At 59.7% G+C, this 3323-nt stretch carries 3 protein-coding genes; 2 read left to right on the top strand and 1 reads right to left on the bottom strand.

Annotated elements, in window-relative coordinates; all coding sequences use genetic code 11:
- Window positions 1-192 precede the first annotated feature (192 nt).
- A complete protein-coding gene (locus BLR34_RS16450) occupies window positions 193-804 on the bottom strand; it encodes a DUF7344 domain-containing protein (protein WP_218120932.1) in 612 nt (203 codons plus the stop codon).
- Window positions 805-1326: 522 nt separating this feature from the next.
- Here BLR34_RS16450 and BLR34_RS16445 point away from each other — a divergent pair.
- Entirely contained in the window at window positions 1327-1971 is a 645-nt protein-coding gene (locus tag BLR34_RS16445) for a hypothetical protein (protein WP_218120931.1), read from the top strand.
- A 16-nt stretch (window positions 1972-1987) separates the two neighbouring features.
- Window positions 1988-3139: a DUF1102 domain-containing protein gene (locus tag BLR34_RS17310; RefSeq protein WP_092704961.1), complete on the top strand. Its 1152-nt coding sequence runs from the start codon at window positions 1988-1990 to the stop codon at window positions 3137-3139.
- Window positions 3140-3323: the final 184 nt, after the last annotated feature.

Here is a 3323-nt window from a genome sequence, read left to right as displayed (position 1 = left end):
CAGGTGCTCTTCCTCTATTTCGCTGTCTGCTTCGGGTTGTTGCACATCCTCCCAAAGCAGACACTTCCTCTAACCCGATGTGATCGACTGAGTCTCACGCGACTGGGATTAACCAGTAAGCCAGGATACACTACAGAGCACCCCTTCTGACGGTTTGTCGAGACACCGTTTAGAGGCGAGCATCCGGGCGTGTTACTCGTATTCCATCTCCCGGGGCGGACCCTCGCTCCCAATCAGGCTCTGTCTATCGATATAGAAATGCGCCAGCGAGGACAGGGTGAACGTCCCTGCAAAGAGAGCGCTCACTGCGAGCCAGTTCGCAGACACGAGTAGCGGAACCCCCACCCACGCGCCGACAGTAATCGCCCACCAGACACCCGAGAGTCCGATGTAGTACTGACTCCAGGTAATATCACCTTCGGGGACGTATTCCATGTACAGTTGGACTTGCTCGGCACGTTCATCGAGTGTCACCTCGCCGCGCTGCTGGTCGTAGTCGACGACACCGAACTCGTTGAGCCGCGGAAGGTGTGTCTGTTTGAGTGCCGTGTAGACAGTCTTGCGCTCGTCTGTCCGGAGTTGACTCACTTCGGTGTTGTTCTCCCACGCTGCAACTTGGTCGACAACCTCCCGAAGCGGAATATCCGACTCCCCCGAGCGCTGCTTTAGATAGTGGATAACGTACCGCCGCCGTTTGTTGCTCAGTATCTCGAAAATCTGCTCTCGCTCCAGTTCAGTCGACTCGTCTGTCTGTTCTCGGGACGGAAACTCTCCCCCACGAAGAGTCTCTTTTGTTTGAGCCATGTGTTCCACCCACACGTTCCAATTCCCGGAGTCTGTATAGCTATGGGCTCATTACAACCTGCGTCCTATCGTACAGGCAAGCGTTTCGACGGCGATATTCAGACCGTAGTGACAGTACGGTTGTACGTTCTGCTTGTACACGTCCCCAACGTGTCGGCGGATTTGTAGCAGTTCGTCGGAAATAAGTAGCATAATAAACATTTAAATCCGTGTCTCCCGGCCTGACGACAGGAATTCTGTTCGTTCTGGCGCTGTCGGCACAGTCTGTGACAGACACCCATCTCTGGAGCCACTCGCCGGCGTCTCACATCTGGCGGCGGTCAATGTGTGGTGGTACGCTGGTGATACTCTCTGGACACGGAGTCGTTGTTGTGTGGGCTCGTCAGGAGGTGGTCGTGCCAATCAACGGTTAGCCTGCGTGAGTAACGACCAACCAAAACGTACGCGAGAGTACTCAGCTCATACAAAAGCCCCGGTAGTGTGTCTGTGTCAGCAGGCAGGACACCCCTGCCTGTGAAACCAATGAAACGGCGCAATTTCCTCGCAGGCGTTGCAGGGACAGCGATCGGCGGCAGCGCGCTCCTCGGTTCGGGCGCGTTCAGCCGCGTCGAATCACAGCGGCAAGTGAGCATCCAGGTCGCAAACGACGCGAACGCGTACTTGGGTCTCAAGCTGCTCGACACGCCAAACAGCAACAACTACGTCGACTACGACGAGGACGGACACCTGTTCATCAACATCGCCGACCAGGCAGAGGGCGGCGGCCAAGGTGTCAACTCCGACTCGTTCACCTACTTCGACGGGATGTTCGAGCTGTGTAACCAGGGCAAGGCGGAGGCAGACATCAGCTACGAACTGCCGTCCGCTCCGGCTGACCGGGCCTACGGCGACGATTACACCGCACCCGACTCCGAGTACGACGAGCAGGTCGTCACCTTCTACTACATCTTGGAGGGCGGCGACGACCCCGGCAGCGCGGGCGACCGTATCATGGTCCAGGAAGGACAGGAAGTCCCGCTCGCGCTGGGCGAGTGTCGGGAGATGGGTGTCCGAACAGTGACCAAAGGCGTCGATGCGACGGTCGATGCACCGCTCATCGACGGCGAGGTCGTGCTCACTGCCAACTCGCCAGAGGCGGGCCAAGTGCCCGATGGCGGTGGCTCCTGAAACACGGTGAGATGATATGAAACGAAGAAAATTCTTGGTCGGGCTCGGCTCTGCCGGTATCGGGGGGAGTGCGCTCATCGGCAGCGGCGCGTTCTCACGGGTCGACGCCCAGCGGAGTGTGACGATTCAGGCGGCGACGGACCCCAACGCCTACCTCGGCATGGACAAATGTGGCGACCCGCCGACACCAAACAGCAGCTACGCCTCAATCGACGACAACGGACACCTGCAGGTGTTGATGAACCCCCAAAACCCCACTATCGGCGAGTCGCCGCTCGGCGAGGGGGTCAACTCGGATTCGCGAAGCTACTTCGACAACGTCTTCGAAATCTGCAACCAGGGGAAAGAAGCAGCCTGTGTTTACATCGAGGACGACGATAGCTGGCCGACCGTTCCCGACGGGGAGATCGACGCGGGCGAGCGCCGCGTCGATTTCTATCTCAACGGGTTCCGTGACGATTCGCTCGTCGGCAGCGACAACGCACTCTTGCTCGATGTCGGTGAGTGCATCTGTCTCGGCCTCGTCACGCGGACGTTCGGACTTTCGGAGGGAGACGAACTACTCGGGGCACTCGATGACACGGTACGGATTATCGCCGACACGGACGGCGACTGCTTCCAGGACCCGTGTCCGGTACTCGACGGCGAGTACCAGTGTACGGTCTACGAGTTCGAGGACCCCGACTACGTTCGGACCGGCACACGCTTCGAGGTGTTCAACACCGGCCCCTCTGGGACGACCTTCGACCTCGCAGTCGCGGACAACCCCCCGGACTTCCGTGGGAGCGTCTCCGTCGGCGCGAACTCCTCGACGTCGGTCGTCACCGACGCGAGTGTCCCACAGAACGCAGTCATCGCGTGGGACGCGCCCGAGGGCTGTGAGGCGGACCTCCAGACCTGGGCTGAGTACAAGAACTCCGTCGGCGTCGCCGACCTGACCGACTGGTACAACACCTTCGGTACCGGGAGCCCACCGGCGAATGCACCGTCGGACTTCGCGGACGAGCGCGTCGTCGAAGTCAAGGACATCCCCGAGCAGGACCAGGACCCCGCGGACACTGTGGGTCCCGACGAATCTATCCCCGGGGACACGTTCCCGGACATGAGTCAGGCAGCCGAAGACCTGGGCTGGGTCACCTGCGAGAAAGAGGGGATTCCCGACCAGTAGTGCGGTCGCTACTGGTCCCAAATCCGCCCACTGCGTGTACACGCGACACCGACCGACAGCACGACCGCGTTACTCGACAGCAACCAGACTCAGTCGATCACATCGGGTTTGAGTGAAAGTGTCTGCTTGGGAAAAGTGTGGAACCTACCCAGGCAGACAACGAGATAGAGGAAGAGCACCTGCT

This window comes from Halovenus aranensis (genome assembly GCF_900100385.1).
In the GTDB taxonomy this organism is placed as follows: domain Archaea; phylum Halobacteriota; class Halobacteria; order Halobacteriales; family Haloarculaceae; genus Halovenus; species Halovenus aranensis.
This window is presented reverse-complemented; position numbering and strand designations above follow the sequence as displayed.

Bases quoted from the DNA above. Each gene is read 5' to 3' on its own strand.
- BLR34_RS16445 (WP_218120931.1), top strand. From the start codon at position 1,327: ATGAAACGGCGCAATTTCCTCGCAGGCGTTGCAGGGACAGCGATCGGC.
- BLR34_RS16450 (WP_218120932.1), bottom strand. From the start codon at position 804: ATGGCTCAAACAAAAGAGACTCTTCGTGGGGGAGAGTTTCCGTCCCGA.
- BLR34_RS17310 (WP_092704961.1), top strand. From the start codon at position 1,988: ATGAAACGAAGAAAATTCTTGGTCGGGCTCGGCTCTGCCGGTATCGGG.